The organism is Flavobacterium sp. (genome assembly GCF_044368625.1).
Classification (GTDB): Bacteria; Bacteroidota; Bacteroidia; order Flavobacteriales; family Flavobacteriaceae; genus Flavobacterium.
Map to the genome: position 1 here is coordinate 1 of NZ_JBIPPD010000062.1, position 15,239 is coordinate 15,239.

The window sequence follows — 15,239 nt, forward strand, 5'->3', positions numbered from 1 at the left end:
GTTTGTGGTAAAACAAAAATAATCAACTTTTTTATCTTTCCCCTTCGGGGTTTTCTTTTACGGCTACGCCTCCAAAGAAAACCCCGAAGGGGAGGAAATGCCATCAACAATGTTGTGAAACTTTACAGATACCAACATAATTTTAGCATTTGAACCAGAATTGCCACTATTCATCTGCATAGAATTACTTCCTGAATATCCTCCGTAGTTATAAATATAAACTCCCGAACTAAACCCTGTTGTTCCTTCAACAATTGACGACCAACAAGTTGGTAATGAGTCTACTGCAGTGGTATCGAAGTTTTCTTGAAAAGTAGCAACTGCATTACAACTCGTTGAAAATGTCTTTGGACCAATCCAAGCTCCATTACCATCACTTCCGCCACAAACCGATCGAACCCATGCATTATATTGTGTGTTTGCATTTAATCCTGTTATAGTGGTTTCGGACAATAAGTTTACTGACGGAGCAACTGGGATTAATGTTGTTGGGTCATTGTTGGTGCTTTCGCTAAATACAATTTCCCACTGTGTTTCATCGCCATTTCCAGTCCAAGTAAGTGCTGCTGTTGTTGGGGTAACTTGGTTCACACTTATGTTGGTTACATCGGCACATAAAGGCAACAATTCCCAACGAATATCGTCAATAAAAATACTGGAATAAGGCATGGCAGACGTATTTTTAAAAGCTATAAATGTATCTGTTCCTATGTACGAAGTAAAGTCTACGATATATTCATTATTTGTAGCGGTAAGTTCAAAAGTTGTTATAACCGAAAAAAAACCATCACCCGTAGTGCTGTCAATTGTTCCTACTTGTAAAGTCCCGGTCTCCCATGTTTCCGCAAAAAATTTAATACGATGTGTTCCCGAACTAACATTACTCAAATTAGGTGAAACCAACATAATGGTTGATCCTTCAGCTGAAAAATTATTTTGTAAACCAACTGATTTTGTTCCAGATACCGCACTCGTTTCCTGTACCGAAACGGATGCATTTTCTGACACACCCATGCCACCAATTATTGTAGTCCAGCAGTTTGGAAGTGTATCAACCGGTGTTGTTTCAAAGGATTCGTTAAAAGCAGTAATTGGTATGCAATTGGTCGAAAAAATTTTAGGACCATTCCATGGACTCAATTCTGTTCCGCAATTTGTTCTTACATAAATATGGTATGTAGTTGCTGGAACTAAATCATTTACAGTTATCGAAGTTGTGCTAGAAGTTGTACCCACTGAAGCAGCAGTTGGAGCTTGACTTTCTTCGGACAAAACCAAAGTTTGCCATAATGTTTCCGAGCCTTGAGGTGTCCAAGATATTGATGCACCTGTTGTCGTAATTCCAGATACTGCAATACTGGACGGGGGAGGACATGTTAAAATAGCAGTTATTGTTGCAGTATTTGAATCAAAGTTGGAAGTGCATTCGGCATCATCAGAAAAATGCAGTAAAATATCTGACGACGTAATTCCTGTTACCGAAAGTGGTGAAGCGCCGTGAACAATAACGTTGTTAGACCAGTCGGTCACTGTTATGTATTTGTTTACCTCTTCAGATGTACAAGTAAATAAATAATTTCCACCAACAATTAAATTGGTAAGTTTAGAATATTCGGAACTAAATACGCCTAGAACAATGGTTTGTTCAATACCAATATTGTTTGAAGCGATTGTATTGAGCGGATACTGATTGAGACGAATACATTGACCGTAACCTAAAGTAGCGGTTGCAATAAGCAACAAAAGTACTAATGTAATTTTTTTCATAAGTAATAATTTGATTGATAATTCAATTTCAGCGAACAATATGTTTGATTAAATGTCTAAAGTTTATTTATTAAACTTTTTGTGATATTTATTGAATCAAATACAATATTCTCTTCCTACAAATATGACTTACAAATGCTATTTATCCCAATATTCAGATACCACATAGATACCACATTTTGCAAAATATTGATTTTTAAATACTTAATTTGATTTGTTTAGATAAATTTTAATCAAAATAGGGTTTTTTGAATTTTGAATCGTATCAAAAATGAGCAAGTAATCGCTTTGAATCATCCTGATGTTTGGAATAATCGTAAGAAAATTCAGCTAATTATAAACGGTCAATCCAATCGTATAAATCGGTATCGTTCTCAATAAAGAGCCTTTTTCTAAGTCGGTTTTTTCTGTTTTGAATTGCCTTAATCGAAACAAATGTGTATTCCGCAATTTCCTTTGTAGTAAATTTAAGTTTCAAATAAAAACAAACTTTTTGCTCAACCAATGTCAAATCAGGTTGAATTTTTTTTAAATTCTTAGAAAATTCAGGGTATAATTCGGTAAAGAATGAAATAAAAAGAGGGTCATTCTTTTTGGCCATTTCAATCAAATCATTGTAAGACGTCGAAACTTTTTGTTTAAGTTCTGTAATTTCAGAAGATTTATGTTCAAGCTTTTCTTCATTCAAAAGGGCTTGCTGCTTAAATTGTATTTTTTTATTTCGGTAATAAAAAAAAATCAAAAATCCTATAAGCACTAAAACTAGTACGAATGTTAGAATTAAATAATAGTTTTTTCGTTGTAATTTGATGTTTTCAAACTCATTTTTATCAATAATATATTTGGCTGTTTCGCCCAATTGATTTTCTTTTTGAAAATTAAGACTGTCTTTGTACACTAACTCTAAATTGTGAAACTCAGTTACTTTATCAGTTTCATTTAATTGCTTAAAGACATTTTTGTAGTTTTTATAATTTTCTGAAATTAAGTTGTAATTTCGTGGGAGCGTTTTTAAACAAATCGCATTGGAACTATCTGCATATTGCAATGCTTTCTCATAATGCCCCGTTTTTAAATACAATTCAGATAAATTGGTATACTCAAATTCGCAAGTAAGCACCTTTTTACTTTTATAAAACGAAATTGCTTTTTTAATATAATATTCTGCTTCGTCGTACATTTCCAATTGACTGTAATAATAGCCCACATTAGAGTAACCTGGATCCACACAAATGTCTAATGCTTTTTCGTACTCCTTCATTGCTTTAATGCAATTTTCCAAAATCACTTTGGTTTTCTCCGGCGGTTTTATTTCGGATAAAAAATGGGCTTTGTGACTGTACAAGTCACCTTTAAAAAGACTTCTTTTTTTATAGTTAGTAATTGCCTTTGCTTCAATCAAGCATTCATCTATAATTTTGATGGCCTTTTTGGTAAAACCCAATTTGCCATAAACTGCACCTTTACCAAAATTAAAAAACAATTGTAACGAATCATTATTGATTTTTCGCGCTAATTCTAATCCTTCATCGTTATATGTCAATGCTTTATTATAATCTTTTAGAATTTCCGAATGATACAACGCTATTTTTCGTAAACTCATTGCAGCACCAAGTCTATAATTGTTTTTGATTGAAGCAGCGTAAGTTACTTTAGCTCGATTGTAGGATTCTACTGGATTTTTGTAAATAAAAGGGGCATTGATCTTTATCAAACTATCAATTTGTTTGTTTGACAAACGAGTTTGCGCAACAGAAAAACTGCTGCTGAGAATGATAAAGATGGATATTAGGCAGTAAAACCTCATGTATTTCAAAGCATTTCAAATTTGTTTCTAATTCAAAAAAGCCTTTGAAATCGTTTGTTTCAAAGGCTTTCCTTACAAAAAGTGTAAAAAGTTATTTAGAAATTTCTCTCAGTTGTTTTAATTTATCTTTCCAAATTTCCATACTCTCTTTGTTACGTTCAATGTTTTTGCGTACTTCTACCACGATTGGATTTTCCTTTTTCGCATTTTTTGCATTTGTAAAAAATTGAATATTGTTTTCCAGTTGAAAAATCTCATTTTGAATTTCTTCGATTTTTCGCATAATGAAGATTTTTTCGTTTTCTAATTTTCGACCGTCGTCTTCACCTGCAAGATGTTCCATCCGATTTGAAAAACGTAACATTTCAGTGTCTTTTTTACTGACATTCAATTGTTCAAATAAACCGTCCAAAACTTTATTGAACTTTCCATCAATATGGCGTTTATTTCTTGGTACATTTCCTACAGCTTTCCAAGATTCAATATGCGATTTTATGGTTTCCAAATCTGCTCTATGTTCGCCTATAAGTGTTACCGCTTTTACCGCTTCCAGAAGTTCTTGCTTTTTGGTATAAGCCTGTTCTTCTTCTTGATTGGCCTCACTTCTTGACTCTTTCAATTTATCGAAATAGTGGTTGCAAGCCGCTCGAAACTCTTTCCAAATAATGTCCGAATTTTTTCGAGGAACGTGACCGATCGTTTTCCACTCGTCTTGAATTTTCATCATAATCGGAGTTGTTGTGGCAAAATCGGTACTGTCTTTCAATTCATTGGCTTTATTTAAAAGTGCTGTTTTTTTCAATAAATTGTCGTGTTGGTCTTTTTTCATGTCTTTGTAGAACGAGTTCTTAAAAATATTAAAAGACCGAACAGCATTTTTAAAACCACTCCACGTTTCTTCGTTGAATTCAGTTGGAACTTTTCCTGCATTAAAAAAGTCGTTTCTTAAACCTTCAACCACATCTGCTTGCTTCAACCATTGTGCGTGTGAGGTAACTTTTGCTTGACCCAACTCTTCAATTTTAGCAATGATGCCTTTTTTTATGTCTAAGTTTGCCAATTCACGCTCTTTTATCTCTTCATTCAAAGCATCTTTTCGATCGTGAATTTTCTTTGTAGCTGCCGAAAATTGGTTCCAAATTTCTTCTCTATGGTCTTTTCCAACGGGTCCAATTTCTTCTTTCCACATACGGTGAAATCCTTGTAAAGCTCTGAAAGCAATGTTGGTATCAGGCTCGTGTTCTAAAGCTTCTGCACGTTCTACCAATTTTTGTTTCAGTTCTAAATTGTGTTTGAATTCCAAATCACGAGCTTCACGGTCTAAATGCAAGTAGTCGTAAAAATTTTCTACGTGAAAATGATAATTGTTCCAAACATGGTTGTATTTGTCTTTCGGAATTGGGCCAATATTTTTCCAACGGTCTCTCAGATCGTTAAAATGTTTCAATGTATCTTGCATACTTTCTGCAGGATTGATCAGATTTCGCATTTCTTCTACAATTTCAAGACGTTTATCTAAATTGCCTTGTAAATCGTTTTGTAACTTTTTGAAATGAGCGTTTTTCTTTTCTCGGTATTGGATGTAAGCGCGATCAAAGTTTACCTTGGCAGGCAAATGGTACTCGAAAGGCTCGGTAGAATCTGGATTTTGTTCCAAAAATTCTTCTTTTTTTTCGTCTAAAAGATGGTGGTATTGTGATAAGAATTCTTTTTTTATATCTTCAACCTGAGATTTTACTTTGTTAATTTGATCCAAAGCTATCAAATTTTCAAGTTCGACTACCAAATCATCCATTGACATGTTTTCGTAATTTTTTACAGGAATATCATGGTGTTCAGTGTCATCATCGGCATCACTTTGTGTTTCTTCCACGTCTACTGTTTCAGTATCTGCAGCGGATTGATGAGGCAATGGTTCTTCGGTCATAAAAGTGTCGTCCTGCACTTCTTCAGGAGTCAACTCAATTGTATTCTCTTCGTTTTCTTGTGCACCACTTTTAGGTGTTGGGATAGCCGTTGGCTCTAGTGTTCCATCTGCTTGTGGCAGGTTATCATTCGTCTCGTCTAACATTTTATAAAATGTTTAGGGTTTGTAAAAAATTGAATGCGAAAGGTACTAAAGCCTATCTTAAATTCAAAATAAAACTGTTAAATTTAGTTAATTTAAATCTAAGATTTGCGTTTTTATTGTTTGTTCCAAATTTTCCAAGCTTTTTCTGCTTGAAAAACAAGCATTTGGTACCCATTTAACGTTTTGGACTGATGTTCTTTTGCTTTTTTAAGAAAAGTCGTTTCTGCTGGATTATAAATCAAGTCGAAAGCCAGGTGTTCGCTTGAAAAAAAATTGTAGGGTAGTGGCGGAAATTCTTCGGTATTTGGAAATGTTCCCAATGGTGTACAATTTATAATCAAATGATATTCATTAAAAATATGTTGATTTAAATCGTTATAGTGCCACTGATCTGTTGTTGGATTTCGAGAGACAAACTTATAACTGATACCTAGGGTTTGCAAGGCATATGCAACGGCTTTCGAAGCGCCACCAGTACCTAGTATTAATGCTTTTTTATGATGCGATTTAAGGTTTGGTTTTAATGCTTTTTTAAACCCATAGTAGTCGGTATTGTAGCCTTTTAATTTTTCTTTTTTGGTAATTTTAATGGTGTTAACCGCTCCAATCAATTGTGCTTTTTTATTGATTTTATCTAAAAAGGGCATCACAGTTTCCTTGTATGGTATGGTAACGTTTAAGCCTTTGAGATAAATAGTATTTGCTACAATTTCTTGAAGCTGACTGATGTCTGCAATATCGAAGTTTTCGTACTTAAAATTGGGCTGGTTTTCTTTCTTAAATTTGTCGGTAAAATACTTTTTTGAAAACGAGTAACCGATGTTTTTTCCAATCAAACCATACTTTTCAATCTCAGAATTTGCCACTTTCTAGGTGTTTTTTTATAATGTTTTGGACCATTTTTCGTTTCCAAGCTATGGGAAATAATGTTTCAATAATCGAATAATGTTTACCGTTGAGTCGAAATGCATTACTGATATGAAATTTCCCTTTTTTGTCTTGTCTCGTCATGTAATAAAGTCCCGCCAATCGGTATTCGATTTCGAACGATTCGGGATAGAATTCTGTTGCTTGCAAAAGTGTGGTTATAGCACTTTCAATTTCACCTATGGATAATAAAGCATCTACCCAAAACAGCCATGTGTCCAATTCCGAGTCGCCAAATTCTACTGCTTTTCGGTAACCTAATTCTGCTTCTTCGTAAAAATGTAATTCTCTGTTTAAAGCAGCATACCGTTTCCAATAATTTTTATTTTCATTATCAATACTCAACGCTTTATTCAAGAAAAACAAGGCTTTTTGAAAATTCTTTTGGCGCAAATAAAAGTCGGTTATCGCTATCCATCCTTTGTCCAGTAGTGGATCTTCGTGAACCGTTTTATTGTAATATTCAATGGCTAATTTTTTATTACCCAAACGTTCGTGACATTTTCCAATACGCAAATAGGCATAACTTGTGGGATCGTCCAAATCAATGGTTCGTTGATAGGCCACAATTGCTTCATGCGGTCTTTTTAAGCGCTCGAGGGTTTTGGCTTTTTCCATAAAAGCACCTATAAACTCATCATCAATCAAGGTGGCGTATTCAAAAGCACGTAAAGCTTCTTTATACTTTTTTAGTCCATAATGCAAGCGTCCTGATTGGTGCCAAGCAATTTCGCTGTACGGATTTTCGTTGATATATTTGTCTAAATAAACAATTGCTTGCTCATTTTGATCTAAAAATTCGAAACAATACACTACATTATACAAGGCTGTTTGATCTTCGTAATCTTCTTCTAAACACTTTATGAAATTGTTTTTGGCATCCTCTAAATTGTCCATAAACAAATATTCCATCCCTAATAAATTATACACATCACACTTGTCATGGGTTAAATTTAGGGCAGTTTTTAAACAAGCGACTGCTTTTTCGTGTTGGTCTCTTTTGGAAAAAATCGAAGCCCGCTGAATATAAATTTCTTCGTTTTGGGGCTCTAAATCGTGCAATTCATTAAGCATTTTTTCGGCCAAATCCAGTTTGTCGTCGTAAATCAGCATTTCTATTTGAACCAATTTTAGTCCACTCGAATTAGGATGCTGTTCCAGCGCTAGTTTCAAGGCTTTTTTAGCCAAAGAAGCTTTGCCAATATCCAAGTAGTGGAGTATTATTTCTTCAAATTCTTCCGAATCAAAAAAGAGTACCTTGTTGGTTTTTAACATGGACTCAAATTTAGATAAGGATAAATTATAGTTTTCTTCTTCGTCGCTTAAATACATATTTTTTCTTTTATGATTAGCTGTTACTAAAATTAAATATATTCACTTCAATAAACGCTCGACTGAGGTCTTTGTTGTGAACAATTTAGTTAACAATAACAGCGCTATTTTGTGCTACTTCGTCGAGCACTTCAATGAGTATTTTACAACCTTCTCGAATTTCATTTTCAGAGATGGTTAGTGGGGGTGTGATTCGGATGGCACAAGGTTCAAACAATAACCAAAATAATATAAGTCCCCGTTCCTGACACTTTAATACCACTTCATTGGTTATTTCGGCACATTCCGTCATTGGTGCCAACATCAGTCCACGCCCTCTGATTTCTTTAATCAAAGGATGTACCAATAGCGACCGAAATAGTTTTTCTTTTACTAAAGTTTCGGCAATCAGCGAAGTTTCGGTGAGTTCTTGTAATGTTGCCAGGCAAGCTGCTGCTATTACAGGGTGTCCACCAAAAGTGGTGATGTGTCCGAGTTTCGGATTATTGCTCAGTAATTTTAAATGTTCTGACGAGGCAACGATTCCGCCAACTGGCATTCCGCCGCCCATTCCTTTACCAATAATCATAATATCGGGAACAATTCCATAATTTTCAAAACCAAATAATGTTCCTGTTCGGCCAAAACCGGGTTGGATTTCGTCGATTATCAACATCGCACCCATTTCGTCGCAACGTTTTCGTACTTTGATTAGGAAATCATTTTTAGGCTGAATAAATCCTGCTCCACCTTGAATGCTTTCTAGAATAAATCCGGCGGTTTTGGTTGTAATTTTTTCGAGATCTGATTCGTTGTTAAAAGTTATAAATTCCACATCAGGAATAAGCGGTCGAAACACTTGCTTTCGTTCTTCAAATCCCATCACACTCATCGCACCCATAGTGTTACCGTGGTAGGCATTATGACAAGAAATTAATTGTGAACGTCCTGTTACTCTTCTTGCTAACTTCAAAGCGCCTTCTGTGGCCTCAGTTCCTGAATTTACAAGATACACTTGGTTTAAAGAATGGGGTAAATGTTGTACCAATAATTTGCAAAAATCAACTGCGGGTTGTTGGGCATATTCGCCGTAAACCATCACATGGGAATACAGATCGAGTTGGGCTTTGATAGCATTATTAACGCGTTGGTTTTGATGGCCTAATGTACAGGCAGAAACTCCAGCTACAAAGTCTAAGTAACTTTTTCCGGAAGTATCGTAAATGTAACTTCCTATGGCATGCGAAACCTCCATTCCCAATGGATAAGGCGAAGTTTGGGCTTGGTATTTCAAAAAATCATTTTTCATTTCTAAGATAGGAGTAAATCGTTACTTCTTTGGACTTTTCTTTTTGTCGTAGTCAAGTGTTTCCTGCCTTATTTCCATCGGTTTGTTTTTCTTGGCCGCGTCAATTTTGCTTTCTTTTTGCATTTTTTCATCCAATTCTTCTTCTTCAGGTGGAAAAATATCGTCTTTTGTTCGGATTATTTCGTCGCCACGCCAGTTGAAACCTCTAAGTTTTCGGGCATTTTCGCGAAGTTGAGTTTCGGGATACATCAAGCTTTCTACATTTTGATAGGAGGTCAATATGTTGATTTTATTTTCTTCAAAAGTGATATTGATACGACTACTGATTTTTTTTTCAATTCCAGTTAAAGTTGAATCGTCGTAAACATAATAAATGGCTTCGGTATTTTTGATTAAATCAATGTAGTCCAGTTTGTTGTCTTTGAATTTCCCATACATATTCAATCCTTTTGCTTGATTATAACCCGTTCCTAACGTATCGAGAGCTATGATGAATGCATTGTTGAGTACCTTGAGTGAATCGATTTTTTCCGTTTTATTGTCGCCAATAAGATGAATAACATCGCCCGTTAATTGATTTTCGCCATTCCAAACCACAGGTCGCCCGATGAGTTGAGTTAACGCTTTTTTGGTGCTTGAATGTATCGAGTCGCATTTACCACTCATGTCTGATTTGTAAAAACGTGCGTTTCTATAAGCGCGAATAATTTGATTTCCTTTTTTTCCGGTAACCGTCAGCTTTTTTCCATGAATGTAAACCGAATCATTTTCGACACGATTAACTGCAACCGCCCGTCCAGTCATCATTAAGGAGTCTTTGAGTTTGTAGACTTCGCCATAATGCCCCTTGACGATTCCTTTGTTTATGGTATCGGTGATTTTGACATTTCGTGTGGCTGAGGCAAATTCATTATTTCGATTGTAGAAAATACTGTCGCCTTCAATGAGTCGATCGTCGTAACGAATGTACGATTTACGGAGAAAATGACCCGTATTTTTTTTGCTGTCGTAAAAGCCTTTCTCGGTATAAATAAAATTATTTTTACTGGTAATGGTCGATGGACCAAACAAGTAGGCGTGTCCCGAATTATTGTAGTAATCTACGTGATCGGATTTGATGACGTACTTTGGATTGGTGATGGTTACTGTGGACAGAAACTGAAACTTTTTTTGCGTAGCATAATAACGTCCCGAATTACTGGTCAAGGTATTTTCTTTATTGATAATTCTGCCAAAACTGTTATAGAAAGCTTGCTGTGTATTCCGGTCGAAGTTTATGGTATCGGTGGTTAAAGTCATATCGGGCGAACGCAAAACGGGTTTGCCTGTAGCGTACGCTTTTTTTTCATTACCACTGTATTCGGCATATTGGGAGTTTAAGTACAAGGTGTCTCCTTGCACCATTTGAACATCGCCAAAGAGTTTTGCATAATTTTCTTTTTCAAAATAATAGGCTTTTTTACAGGTAATTATTACTCCGTCGTGGTTGATTCGTACATTTCCGGTTAATAAAGCAGCATCGGGAATTTCCGTTTGATTACGATCAGCAAAATCCGAATATTCGACGTCTATTTTTTTGGGTTGTTGTGCAAAAAGTGAGACACATAATACGAGAAAAAATATGGTAAAGAGGCTTTTCAAGGTCAATAAATTTTGCCAAATTTAGGTAAAATGTAGTCAGTTTTCGCTTAATTAAGAAATATTTATAAGCGGCTTTTGTTTATAAAAAAAAGTACCTTGGCTGTCAAAATACTTTTTAAAAAATTTTTTTTTTTAAATTCGTTTCAAAATTTACATCAAATAAACTCACAAAAGCGTTGTTTATAGTCCCGTTTGCATTTAAAACCATCGTACGGTGTATTTTATTAACTACCCAACGGTCTTTTACATCATCAAAGTTAGCAACGCGGTATTCGCGGATGCCATCGAAGTTGTAATTTTTTAAAATACTCTGCCATTTAGCATGATTTTCGTCAACACAAATACTGACAAAGTCGTAATCCGGATGTTTTTTCTGCAAGTCTAATACTCGTTTGTGAGCGGCAACAAAATGTGATTCCAGATTTTTGGTCCAGAAAAACAGCACGGTTTTCTTTTTAATGACGGCATGCAAAGGGATTTTTTTATTGTTAAAATCAATTAAGGTAGCATCAGGAAGTGGATTGTTCTCTTTCAACAATTGAATGGCATCCCCAATTTTTTTAATCTCGTTGTGTTGATTTTTATCGGTGGACAACGAATGGTATTTGTCTAGAAACTTTTTATTGTTCACTATATTTTGATCTTCTAATAAATAAGTGAAAGCAATATTATCCAAAACCGTGTTTTTTATCTTTTCGTTGGTAAAAAGAGAATCGGCAATTTGTAATTTTCTGCTACTGGTCAAAAAAGCTTGATCAATTTCTGAGCGATTCGACCATTTTTCATTTGTACTTAAATTATTCATCATATTCGATAAATACCTTACGAAAGGAGAAAAATTGGTGAATTTTTTATTGTTAAAATCAATTGTTTTTCGGAAATCGTAAAAATTGTCGGACAGTTGCGATTCAATATTTTCACCGGTTCTCATTTTGTGCACTACTGGATACAATTCTTTTTTTGAATAATGAAAAAATTCCAACATCGCTTTGGCATATTGGTCAAAGTTCTCGTCCCAACCGATACTTTCCTTCTTTTTGTCGTAAAATTTCTGTTTCGATTGGAAAGCCGAATCAATTTTAGCATTGAATTGTGGAATATTTTCGTCGAAAACAGTAAACATTACACCTCGGTCTTGCTCGTTTTTCAAAAATAATTCCATTAAAAAATTATTTTTTTCGTCGCCACGACCACAAAATGTTACTGATTCGTCGAATTCTTGCGAATTGACACGAATCATTAAACTGTCGTTTTTATCGAAATATACGTATTGATATTCAGGTTCATGTTTAAAGGAGTACATACCTGGCGTCAACGAATCGAATTTTTTAAAAAAGGTATTGTCTGGATTTAATACAATGGTGTCTAGTACTTTAGAGTCTTTACAAAACAAAACATACCTGTTATTTGGATTGACCACTTTACCTCCAAAATACGCAGTATAATTATCATTATCAAATTCTTTGTTGCAAGAAACTAATGAAATCGCGCAAAGCAAGGGTATGTAAAAAAATGTTTTGATGATACGACTGTTTTATATTATTGAAACAAAAATATTTAGTCTTAACCTATTTTACTGTTAAGGCATCGTTAAATGATTGCTAATGGCAATAAGGGCTTGTTGATAGCATTTTGCTATTCAAATTTTTTGTACTTTTGCACTGCTTTTTAAAATTAAATAACAATCAATGTTAACAGTTAATAATTTATCCGTTCAATTTGGAAAACGAATCTTGTTTGATGAAGTAAACACTACGTTTACGCACGGAAATATATACGGTGTTATTGGCGCGAATGGCGCCGGAAAATCGACTTTTTTGAAGATTATAGCCGGAGATATGGATCCAACATCGGGACACATTCATTTAGAACCGGGTAAAAGGATGTCGGTTTTGAATCAAAACCACAACATGTTTGATGCACACAGTGTTTTGGAAACCGTTTTGATGGGAAACAAAGTTTTGTATGCCGTTAAAAAAGAGATGGACGAACTGTATCTGGATTATTCGGATGAAAATGCCGATCGGATTGGAGAATTGCAAGTGCAGTTTGAAGAAATGAACGGTTGGAATGCCGAGTCTTCTGCGGCATCGTTACTGTCGAGTTTAGGAATTTCCGAAGAAAGTCATTATTCGTTAATGGCGGATATGGAAGGAAAAATGAAGGTTCGGGTGCTTTTGGCGCAAGCCCTTTTTGGAAATCCAGACGTATTGATTATGGATGAGCCTACCAATGATTTGGATTTTGAAACGATAGCTTGGTTGGAAAATTTCTTGGCCAATTATGAAAATACCGTTATTGTTGTATCACACGACCGTCACTTTTTGGACGCAGTTTGTACGCATATTTCCGATATCGATTTTAGTAAAATTAACCATTATTCTGGAAATTATACGTTTTGGTACGAATCGAGCCAATTAGCGGCGAAACAAAGAGCACAACAAAACAAAAAGGCCGAAGAAAAAAAGCAGGAATTGGAAGAGTTTATACGACGTTTTTCTGCGAATGTCGCAAAATCCAAACAAGCTACTTCTCGAAAAAAGATGATTTCTAAGTTGAATATTTCTGAAATCAAACCTTCTTCTCGTCGTTATCCAGCGATTATTTTTGACCAAGAAAGAGAAGCAGGTGATCAAATTTTGAATATTGCCAATTTGAGTGCTTCGGTGGACGGTGATGTTTTGTTTACCAATGTAGATTTAAATATGGCAAAAGGTGATAAAATTGTCGTATTTTCCAAAGATTCCAGAGCTACAACCGCTTTTTACGAGATCATTAACGGACATCAAAAAGCCGATTCAGGAACCGTAGATTGGGGAATTACAACCAATCAAGCGTATTTGCCTGTAGAAAATCACCAATTTTTCGAAAACGATTTGACCTTGGTCGATTGGTTGCGTCAATATGCAAAAACTGAGGAAGAACGCGACGAAGTTTTTATCAGAGGTTTTCTTGGAAAAATGATTTTTTCTGGTGAAGAAGCGCTGAAAACGAGTCGGGTTTTATCAGGAGGAGAAAAAGTAAGATGTATGCTTTCGCGCATGATGATGGAACGTGCAAATGTATTAATGCTTGATGAACCTACGAATCACTTGGATTTGGAATCCATTACTGCATTTAATAATTCATTAAAAAACTTTAAAGGTTCGATTTTGTTTACCACCCACGATCATGAATTTGCCCAAACTGTAGGTAACCGAATCATCGAGTTAACGCCAAAAGGTGCCATCGACCGCTACATGACCTTTGATGAATATTTGGATGATGAAAAAGTACAAGAGTTGAGAAAGTTGATGTATTCGTAAAAAAAATTATAGCAATAAAAAAAGGGTTTTACCGCAAAGTAAAACCCTTTTTTTATTGCGACTTTCCAATTTACTTGCAAACGGAATGTCTGGTTTACAGAGCTATTATAACGAAGTTGCGTTAGACAAACCTACTTTTTTATATTGCGCTTTTACTTTTAGATCCATCCATTGTTTTGAACTAAAATCAAACATTTTTTTATCTAAATCAATTTCAAAATTATTTTTGTCAATTCGAATTAATGACTTAATTGCTCCAAATTGCGAATTCCATTCGGGATTGTTGTCAATTATTCTTATTTCATTTTGATTAATAAATTCATAAACAATATCTGCATTCATTGATGTTGAATAATGCATCAATATCGGAATGTTCATTTCTAAATTATTATTTAAATAACTTATGGATTGTTCTGGAAAATTAAAAAATATGAATTGGGTAGTATTAAATTGCTCTACCAGTGGTCGGACCTCAGCAAAGTTATTTCCATTTTCGGGATTATAAAAATTTGGATATATTCCGTTTAACGTAGTATGTGGACTAGTTATTTCTTCAAGAATATTAGTAGATTTTAGACCATCATTATTTAAATCAATTGGAGTTTCAGAAATTATCGAGGTAATCTTGTAATAGCCCCGAAAGTCATTAACTAGATTTTCATCTTTATCCGAATTGCAAGAAGTAAGAAGCATTAAAAAGGGTAGGAGGAGCAGTTTTTTCATGTAATTAATTTTTATTGAAAAAGTGTCAACTTTAAGCGTATTTGATTTTGTAGCAAATATAACTCTTTAAAAAAAATTATTGTAAAAAATAGTTACTCGATTTAAAATATGACTCCTTCGAACTGAGTAATAAATGGAAAAATGTTTGTAAAAGTTTATTTCAATTTTGAGATTTAAATTTGCACTGAATTTAAAAAGCTTCTATCTCATTTGAAATAGAAGCTTTTTTGTTACTTTTTATTTTTTTCAGCTTGCTTTTCAGCTTCTTTTTTTTGGCGCTCTTCAGCTTTCTTTTTCTTTTTGAAATAGCCTTTTAGTAAGAAATTGCTTTTGGCGGCTTCCATATTCTCGTCTAACTTTTTTGTACTGGTTTTAAGA

The 15,239-nt window shown here is 34.5% G+C and carries 10 protein-coding genes; 1 reads left to right on the forward strand and 9 read right to left on the reverse strand.

The window, feature by feature from the left end; all coding sequences use genetic code 11:
* Window positions 1–63 precede the first annotated feature (63 nt).
* The 8 genes from ACIQ2X_RS06710 to ACIQ2X_RS06745 form a co-directional block, all read right to left on the reverse strand.
* A complete protein-coding gene (locus ACIQ2X_RS06710; RefSeq protein ID WP_396178156.1) occupies window positions 64–1,767 on the reverse strand; it encodes a fibronectin type III domain-containing protein in 1,704 nt (567 codons plus the stop codon).
* A gap of 334 nt (window positions 1,768–2,101) precedes the next feature.
* Window positions 2,102–3,481, reverse strand: a complete 1,380-nt coding sequence (locus ACIQ2X_RS06715; RefSeq protein WP_396178157.1) for a hypothetical protein — start codon at window positions 3,479–3,481, stop codon at window positions 2,102–2,104.
* A 184-nt stretch (window positions 3,482–3,665) separates the two neighbouring features.
* A complete protein-coding gene (locus ACIQ2X_RS06720; protein ID WP_396178158.1) occupies window positions 3,666–5,645 on the reverse strand; it encodes a DUF349 domain-containing protein in 1,980 nt (659 codons plus the stop codon).
* 113 nt (window positions 5,646–5,758) lie between these two features.
* Window positions 5,759–6,511: a shikimate dehydrogenase family protein gene (locus ACIQ2X_RS06725; RefSeq protein WP_396178159.1), complete on the reverse strand. Its 753-nt coding sequence runs from the start codon at window positions 6,509–6,511 to the stop codon at window positions 5,759–5,761.
* On the reverse strand, window positions 6,498–7,904 hold the full coding sequence (locus tag ACIQ2X_RS06730; RefSeq protein WP_396178160.1) for a tetratricopeptide repeat protein: 1,407 nt from the start codon (window positions 7,902–7,904) through the stop codon (window positions 6,498–6,500). Before ACIQ2X_RS06730 ends, ACIQ2X_RS06725 begins: the two co-directional genes overlap by 14 nt.
* Before the next feature lie 85 nt (window positions 7,905–7,989).
* The gene (locus tag ACIQ2X_RS06735; protein ID WP_396178161.1) at window positions 7,990–9,192 is read right to left on the reverse strand and encodes an aspartate aminotransferase family protein; all 1,203 of its coding nucleotides are present in this window, start codon (window positions 9,190–9,192) and stop codon (window positions 7,990–7,992) included.
* A 21-nt stretch (window positions 9,193–9,213) separates the two neighbouring features.
* Window positions 9,214–10,833, reverse strand: a complete 1,620-nt coding sequence (locus tag ACIQ2X_RS06740) for an OstA-like protein (protein ID WP_396178162.1) — start codon at window positions 10,831–10,833, stop codon at window positions 9,214–9,216.
* A gap of 115 nt (window positions 10,834–10,948) precedes the next feature.
* Entirely contained in the window at window positions 10,949–12,331 is a 1,383-nt protein-coding gene (locus ACIQ2X_RS06745) for a TlpA family protein disulfide reductase (protein WP_396178163.1), read from the reverse strand.
* A gap of 190 nt (window positions 12,332–12,521) precedes the next feature.
* Between ACIQ2X_RS06745 and ACIQ2X_RS06750 the strand changes: the two genes are divergently transcribed.
* Complete coding sequence (locus ACIQ2X_RS06750) at window positions 12,522–14,138, forward strand: ABC-F family ATP-binding cassette domain-containing protein (RefSeq protein ID WP_396178164.1); 1,617 nt, start codon at window positions 12,522–12,524, stop codon at window positions 14,136–14,138.
* Between the two features lie 105 nt (window positions 14,139–14,243).
* Here the strand turns inward: ACIQ2X_RS06750 and ACIQ2X_RS06755 are convergent, their stop codons facing one another.
* Window positions 14,244–14,861 carry a hypothetical protein gene (locus ACIQ2X_RS06755; RefSeq protein WP_396178165.1) on the reverse strand — a complete coding sequence of 206 codons (618 nt, stop codon included), beginning with the start codon at window positions 14,859–14,861 and terminating at the stop codon, window positions 14,244–14,246.
* Window positions 14,862–15,239: the final 378 nt, after the last annotated feature.

Excerpts from the sequence above, each read along its gene's own strand:
- ACIQ2X_RS06710 (WP_396178156.1), bottom strand. The coding sequence starts at position 1,767 with ATGAAAAAAATTACATTAGTACTTTTGTTGCTTATTGCAACCGCTACT.
- ACIQ2X_RS06720 (WP_396178158.1), bottom strand. The coding sequence starts at position 5,645 with ATGTTAGACGAGACGAATGATAACCTGCCACAAGCAGATGGAACACTA.
- ACIQ2X_RS06730 (WP_396178160.1), bottom strand. The coding sequence starts at position 7,904 with ATGTATTTAAGCGACGAAGAAGAAAACTATAATTTATCCTTATCTAAA.
- ACIQ2X_RS06735 (WP_396178161.1), bottom strand. The coding sequence starts at position 9,192 with ATGAAAAATGATTTTTTGAAATACCAAGCCCAAACTTCGCCTTATCCA.
- ACIQ2X_RS06750 (WP_396178164.1), top strand. The coding sequence starts at position 12,522 with ATGTTAACAGTTAATAATTTATCCGTTCAATTTGGAAAACGAATCTTG.
- ACIQ2X_RS06755 (WP_396178165.1), bottom strand. The coding sequence starts at position 14,861 with ATGAAAAAACTGCTCCTCCTACCCTTTTTAATGCTTCTTACTTCTTGC.